We start from the raw sequence: 7,098 nt of genomic DNA on the forward strand, positions 1-7,098 counted from the left end.
CGTCTGCGAACGGGAAGCTCACGCTGCGACCTCCGCCGACTCGAGCGCGTTGCGCTGGGCGACCGCGCCGAGCCAGGCGAGGCTCGGCTTCGGAGCGCGGACGAACGTGTCGCGGTCGACCGCGATGAGGCCGAACGTCGGCTCCCAGTGGCCCCATTCGAAGTTGTCGAGCAGCGACCAGTGCAGGTAGCCGCGCACGTCGATGCCGTCGGCGATGGTGCCGACGAGGCCCCGAAGCGCCTCCTCGGTGTAGCGGATGCGCTGCGCGTCGTCGGCGGTCGCGATGCCGTTCTCGGTGATCACGATCGGGGTGTGCTCGCTGACCTCCCAGGCGTGGCGCACCGCCATCGCCAGCGAGTCGGGCCGGTAGGCGGTGCCGACGAGCGTGTTGTCGGGTGCGGGCGGGTGCGGCACGAGTCCGTTCGCGTCGACCTGCTGGGTCGAGTACGCCTGAACGCCGACGAAGTCGTCGCCACGGCTTCCCTCCCAGTACACGTCCTCCTTGCCGTAGCGGATCTGGAGGAGCTTCTCCTCGCCGCCGGGCGCCGCGGTCAGCGCGCCTGCCGCGATCGTCCAACCGACCTTCGCTCCGGTGCGCTCGCGTACGATCTCGCGGGCCGCGTGGTGGATGCGGGTGAACAGGCGCCCGATCTCGGGATCGGCGTACGTGAGGAACTCGCTGTGGGTCTGCTTCTTCTCGTCGTCGCCATCGGCCTCGACCGTGGGGCTGGTCCACTCACCGCCGGATGCCGCGAGGTGGCGCATCGCGGTCATGATGGCGGCCTGCATGTTCGGCTCGTTCATGGTCGCGACCCACTCGACGCCGTCGAGGATCGTGCAGGCCTGCTCGACATAGGCGCAGAACAGCTCCTGCGCGTCGGGGCCGTCCCAGCCGCCGAGCGCGGCGAACCACTGCGGCGTGGTGAAGTGCTGCAGCGTCACCACCGGGGTCACGCCATGCTCGAGGCAGCAGTCGATCACGCGCCGGTAGTGCGCGAGCTCGGCCTTCGAGAAGTGCCCGCGCACCGGCTCGATGCGCGACCACTCCAGGCTGAACCGGTACGACGTCAGCCCGGCTTCAGCCAGCAGGCGGATGTCCTCGGCGTAGCGGTGGTAGCTGTCGACGGCATCGCCGGAGAGCTCCATGCCGGGCATCATCTGCTCGCGCGCCCACCAGTCGCTGTTCACGTTGTTGCCCTCGATCTGGTGGCCCGCAGTTGCGGCACCCCACAGGAATCCATCGGGGAAGGTGGTCATGGGTTCGTTCCTCTCGTTCGTTGAGCGGGTGTGATTTCGGTTCTGGATGCCGCGTGCCGATGCCGCGGCGACGGGGTCACGCCGTGGCGGGCGCGGCATCGTACGCGGGCAGTGGTGCCGAGGTCGTGAATCGGCCCGCCGGGATCCGGTGCTCGGTGCCGTCGGGCATCACCACGCGGGCGCTCGTACCCGACGGGATCGCGGCGGTCAGCGACATCCGCTCGCCCTCGATCCGCCACTCGACCGCGATCGTGCCCTGCGGGCCGTCGTGCGAACCACGCGCCCACGTGAGCCCGCCGCCCGGAACGGGCTCGATGACGACCTGCTCCCAACCGATCGAGTCGGCGTCCTGCCGGAGCCCGAGGGTGTGGGTGTGCAGGAACCGCATCGCGGCGCCCTTGCTGTAGTGGTTCAGGGACTCGTGGGCGTCGCCGTGCTCGTCGATGCCCTCCCAGTCCTCCCAGACCGTGGTCGCGCCGCGGTCGAGCATGTACCGCCACGACGGCGCGCTGCGCTGCTGCAGGAGCTCGTACGCGACATCCGCCCGCCCGTGGTCTGCGAGCACCGGGAGCAGGTCGCCGGTCGCCAGGAAGCCGGTGCCGAGGTGCGTGCCCGCCGCCCGGATCAGCGCGACGAGCCGATCGGCCGCGGCCTCGCGCAGTTCCTCGGGCACGAGGCCGAACGCCAGAGCGCGCACATAGGCGGCCTGGGTGTCGGTCGTGGTCGTGCCATCGGGGCGAAGGTACGCCTGGCGCCAGGCGTCGGCGATGCGCTCGGCGCTCGCCGCGTAGCGGGCGGCATCCTCGTCGCGACCCAGAATGCCCGCGATGCGGGCGAGCGTCGCGGTGGATCGGTACAGGTAGGCGGTGCCGACCTCGCCCTTGTCGGCCATGAACCAGGCCATCGGATCGTGCTTGATCGGGTCGATGCGATTTCCGTCGACATCGCGCTCCCGCGGTTCGGTCCATTCGCCCCAGTGGAACGTGCCGTCCCAGAGGTACTGCTCGAACGGCTGGGGCTCGGCTGAGGCCTGCACGCGGGCGAAGTGCCTGATCGTGCGCGCCTGCTCGAGCGCCCACTCGACCCAGCGCACCATCGCGCCGACGTTCTCGGCGAGCACCTGTTCGTCGCCGTACGCCTGATAGAGCTCCCACGGCACGGCGACGATCGCGTCGCCCCAGCCCGACGAACCGGTCATCATGGCGAACTGGTCGTCGAGGTGGTACTTGATGCGCCGGCCGTCGGGCGAGAAGTTCGCGATGCGACCGTCGTCGAGCTGGTCGTCGCGCACCGACCGCAGCCACTTGCGGCTGAAGCCGTGCACGTCGTAGAGGCGCGTCGCCATCGGCGCGAACACCTGGTAGTCGCCGGTCCAGGCGAGCCGCTCGCGGGTCGGGCAGTCGGTGGGCACGTCGACCGCGTTGCCGCGGAAGCTCCAGTCGGCGATCTCGTGCAGTCGGTTCAGGTCGTCGTCGCTGCACGCGAACGCGCCGGTACGGCGGAGGTCGGTCTGCACGATGCGCATCTCGAGGGATGCCGGCGCGAGCGTGCCGCCGTCGGACCTCGTGATCCGCGCGTACCGGAAGCCGTGCACGGTGTGGCGGGGCTCGAAGTCGCCCCCCTGCTCCCCCGCGACGACCTCGTCGCGCTGCACGAACGCCATGCGCCCCTCGGGTCGCTCGGAGTCGAGGTGCGACGTGTCGAGATCGCCGTCGCGGCCGAGCGCCTCGCCGTAGTCGAGCACCGTGCGGGTGCCCGGTGCGCCGAGGTCGGTGAGTCGGATCCACCCGGACGCGTTCTGCCCGAAGTCGGCGAGCCACGCGCCTTCGGCGAGGCGGCGGAGCTCGACCGGCGTGCGCGTCTCGACGACGCGGACCGGTGGCGCGGGCGACCAGTCGATCGATGGCGCGTCGACGACATCGACGAGGACGGATGCCGCGGGCGCGTGCGGCGCCGAGAGGTCGAGGGTCTGCCCGTCCATGAGGTCGGCGCGCGTGATCGCCGAGCGGCGGCTCGTCCACGTCTCGTCGCTGACCACCACCCCCCGGGTGCCGTCGGCGAACTCGAGGTGCAGTTCGATGCGGGCGCCCAGCGTCGTGCCCCATCCCGCGGGGAGCCGGAACGCGCCGACCTGACCGCGGAACCAGCCGTCGGAGAGCTCGAGCTCGATCACGTTGACGCCGTCGCGGACGAGGGCCGTGACGTCGGCAGCCTGCGCATAGAGCGTGCGGTCGTACGACGAGGAACCCGGCGCGAGCTCGACCGTGCCGACGCGCTCGCCGTTCACGGTTGCCGTGTAGAGCCCGAGCGCGGTCGAGTAGAGCCGTGCGGTCACGACCGCGCCGGCGACCGTGAAGCCGCCCGCGAGCACGTGGGCCGCGCGCCGCCCGTATCCAGGGTCGTCGTCGGAGCCGACGGGCGCCTCGACCGGCGAGATCCACTGCGCGGTCCAGTCTTCGTCGAGCAGGCCCGCCTCGAACACCGCGAACGCCGACCACGCGGCATCCGTCGCGCTCTCAGACGCGACGCGAACGCGCCACCGCACCCGCTGACCGCTTCGGAGGGCCTGGAACGGCCAGGCGACCAGACGACGGCCGGTCACCTCGGCGACGAGCGGCTCAGCATCGTCGATCACGGCTTCGACCGCATAGACGGTGCGGATGTCGCGGTCGACGGGGTCCTTCCACGAGAGCCGCGGCGCGGCACCGGTGACGGTGAAGCCGTCGCCGCCTGCGTCGACGGCCAGTTCGGAGGGTGCGGTGAGCATGATGGATCGCTTCCTTCGCTGCTGCTGGGAGATCGGGGCGGGCGAGCGCCCGGGTCAGCGGATCGACTTGACCTTGAGCAGGATGATGAGGCCGCCGAAGAAGGCGAACCCGGCACCGAGCAGGTACAGCAGGGTGTAGTTCTTCTCACCGTCGGTCGCGCCGAGCATGATCACGAGACCGGCCAGCAGTGGCGCGACCGCGCTCGGGATCTTCTGGGCGAACTGGATGACCGCCATGTATCGACCCGCCTGGTCGCGCTCGGGGATGATCGCGTAGACGATCGCCTGGTCGACGGTCGCGAACACGGCGATCGTGAGCTGCATGAGCACGGCGCCGGCCACGATCTGCGGAAGCGACCACGCGGTGGCTTCGACGACCGCACCGACGACGAACAGCACGGCGGCGATCATGACGAACAGGCGACGACGCTGGAGCTTGTCGGAGAGGAATCCGCCCGCGATCGCACCGACGGCGGCTGCGAGCACGCCGATCATGCCCACCGTGGCGACCACGCCGGCGACCTCGCGCACGGGCATGTCGAGGCGCTGAGCGTAGAAGAACGTGCCGAACGTGGTGTTGAAGTACAGACCGATGAAGAAGATGAAACGACCGAGCCAGTTCCACGCGAAGTCGGGGTACTTGCGGATGTTGAAGCCGTAGCTCGAGACGACGGACCTGACCGTGACCTGCGTCGATGGAGCGAGGTCCTTCGAGCTGCCCTCGGGCTTGATGAGCGGGAAGAGCGCGAGCAGCACGGCGCCGATCGCGCCCGGCACGACGAAGACCAGGAACGTGTTCGACGACACCGCGTAGGCGACGCCGATGCCGAGCACCGGTGCGATCTGCGTCATGAGGCCGGTGAGGGCCGACACCTTGCCGCGTTGCGACTCGGGCAGCTTGTCGGCCTGGATCGTCTGCAGGGCCGCACCGGCGATCGACCAGCCGACCATGCCGAGCACCCAACCGGCACCGACGATCAGCAGGCTCGGCGCAAGGCCGATGACGACGAGTCCCGCGAGGCCGATCGCGGTGCCGAGGTAGATGAACGGGCTCCGGCGGCCGAACCGCGAGCGCGTGCGGTCGCTCCAGATGCCGACGAGCGGGCTGATGACGAGGTAGACGGCCTGTGCGATGCCCGTGATGAATCCCAGGAACTCTTCGTGGCCCGGCGCGAGCTCGGTGATCCGCACCGCGATGCCGTACGAGAGCGGGACCATCATCGCCATCGACGCCCCGAAGCTCGCGAGCATGAGCCAGGCGATGTAGCCCTTGCTCATCGGCTGCTGCGGCTCGACCACAGCGCTGTCGACCACCGGCGCGACATTCGCGTCGGACACGGCGAGGCCGGCGGCGTGCTCCGCGCCCGGCTCGTTCTTCGTCACCATTGACTCCTTCATCGGTGAAGCCGACCACGCGATCGTACGCGGGCCGTGCTGAGGGATTCCTCAAAAGTAACCAGATCGGTTACGTTGTGGCCAAGAGTAACCACAGCGGTTACGATTGGCAAGTCGGCTTCAGATGCTGGTCTGCCAGACTCCATGAATGGGCCGACAGGGAGAAGACATGCACGGTACGAACCCCTCGGTCGTCGCGGTGGCGCCGGACGGCGCGGCGCGGACCCCCGCCCCCCGGGGCCCCCGCGGACCGTACGCGAGCACGCCGGCACGCCGCGCCGAGATCGTCCGCGCCGCACTCGCGAGCTTCGCCGAGCACGGGTACGAGCGCGCGTCCCTCCGCGACATCGCCGCCAGGGCCAACTTGACGCACGCCGCGCTCCTCCGGCACTTCGCCAGCAAGGACGACCTCCTCCTCGCCGCCCTCGCGCAGCGCGACGACGACGACGAGGAGATGGCGCGCCGCATCATGCAGTCGAAGGTCTCGGCCGAGCGCGTGCTCTCGAGCGTGCTCGCCGACGAGTTCTCCCATCCCGAACACCAGCGCAACTGGCTTGCGATCACGGTCGCCGCCACGAACCCCGAGCACCCTGCGCACGACTTCTTCATCGCGCGACGCGAGCGCATGCGCGTGCACTTCTCGAGCGGTCAACTCACCACCGCACACGACAGTGAAGAGCTCACCGCAGACGACAAGGTCACCATGCTCATGGCGATGATGGATGGACTTCGCATCCAGGCCCTCTTCGACCCGTCGCGTGAGACCCTGCCTCTGCTCGAGACGTTCATGCGCCTCATCACGACCGACGACGACCGGCGCGGCACCCTCGACGCAACGTCGCGGTCAGACTGACCACGCGTAGGCTGCGACACAGTGCAGCTTGATCAGCTGCAGTGGAGACGATCACATCGGGCTCGAACAATGGGCACCAGGACTGGCTTACTCGACTAAATACCCGATCAGGTCAATATTCGGAGAGCAGGGCGGACAGGACTTGAACCCGTGACCGATGGACTCTCCGCGGACTACTCCCCCGGACACCGAGTCCATCGAACCGCTCGACCAATCTCGACATGATCGGGGATTTCTCGCCGATCCTGTATCTGCGCATTCCAGAATACTCGGGATGTCTGGGATGACCTCGGCCAGCCTCGGATCGAATAAACGTTGGATAAACGTGGACGCATCAAGTCCTCAACTTGGGAGCCACAGTTTGAACTCAAGACCTCGCAACCCACGCGGAACGCGGTCACCGCATGGAGACGACGACCGTCGACAGCCGACGGATCATCGGCATGGCCCTTGGCTTATGAACGCGTCGTACACAAGTCGGAGAAGCTCGGCGTAGGCCAAGTACCCCGTTGCTGCGACCGGATCCTCGGTGCCCGCTGCGCGAAGGTCGTCAACCTGTCGCGTGAGTTCGTCGAGCGCGCCAAGGACGTCTGGCAGTGCCGGCGCCCAGTGAATCGGCCTGACTTTCGTTCCGTTCTTCAAGCAAGGATGGAACACGATGAACAGGAAGTACTCGCCGGAGATGCGTGAGCGGGCGCTCAGGATGCTCGCGGAGGCACGACCAGAGCATCCGAACATGATGAGCGCGGTGCGTCACGTCGCGGGGCTGTTGGGAATGAGTGCGGAAACGCTGCGGCTCTGGCAGCGCCGATACGAAGTCGACGCG

4 protein-coding genes are annotated in these 7,098 nt (G+C 68.7%); 1 reads left to right on the forward strand and 3 read right to left on the reverse strand.

Translation table 11 applies throughout. The features are described from left to right. Positions 1-18: 18 nt before the first annotated feature. The 3 genes from ABIC29_RS09245 to ABIC29_RS09255 all read right to left on the reverse strand — a co-directional run bounded on the left by ABIC29_RS09245 (position 19) and on the right by ABIC29_RS09255 (position 5,410). Positions 19-1,257, reverse strand: coding sequence for a glycoside hydrolase family 1 protein (locus ABIC29_RS09245; protein WP_354244526.1), 1,239 nt, complete (start codon positions 1,255-1,257; stop codon positions 19-21). Positions 1,258-1,333: 76 nt separating this feature from the next. After that, positions 1,334-4,024, reverse strand: a complete 2,691-nt coding sequence (locus ABIC29_RS09250) for a family 78 glycoside hydrolase catalytic domain (protein WP_354244529.1) — start codon at positions 4,022-4,024, stop codon at positions 1,334-1,336. A gap of 54 nt (positions 4,025-4,078) precedes the next feature. Then, the gene (locus ABIC29_RS09255) at positions 4,079-5,410 is read right to left on the reverse strand and encodes an MFS transporter (protein ID WP_502915470.1); all 1,332 of its coding nucleotides are present in this window, start codon (positions 5,408-5,410) and stop codon (positions 4,079-4,081) included. A gap of 178 nt (positions 5,411-5,588) precedes the next feature. On the opposite strand from ABIC29_RS09255, the gene ABIC29_RS09260 reads away from it, so the two are divergent. Next, positions 5,589-6,272 (forward strand): TetR/AcrR family transcriptional regulator, encoded by a 684-nt coding sequence (locus ABIC29_RS09260; RefSeq protein WP_354244535.1) that lies wholly within the window; start codon positions 5,589-5,591, stop codon positions 6,270-6,272. Positions 6,273-7,098 lie beyond the last annotated feature (826 nt).

The sequence above is a fragment of the Agromyces sp. PvR057 genome, assembly GCF_040547485.1.
In the GTDB taxonomy this organism is placed as follows: domain Bacteria; phylum Actinomycetota; class Actinomycetes; order Actinomycetales; family Microbacteriaceae; genus Agromyces.

What these genes read in the sequence shown, in the direction of transcription:
- ABIC29_RS09255 (WP_502915470.1), bottom strand. Translation starts at nt 5,410, where the DNA reads ATGGTGACGAAGAACGAGCCGGGCGCGGAGCACGCCGCCGGCCTCGCC.
- ABIC29_RS09245 (WP_354244526.1), bottom strand. Translation starts at nt 1,257, where the DNA reads ATGACCACCTTCCCCGATGGATTCCTGTGGGGTGCCGCAACTGCGGGC.
- ABIC29_RS09260 (WP_354244535.1), top strand. Translation starts at nt 5,589, where the DNA reads ATGCACGGTACGAACCCCTCGGTCGTCGCGGTGGCGCCGGACGGCGCG.
- ABIC29_RS09250 (WP_354244529.1), bottom strand. Translation starts at nt 4,024, where the DNA reads ATGCTCACCGCACCCTCCGAACTGGCCGTCGACGCAGGCGGCGACGGC.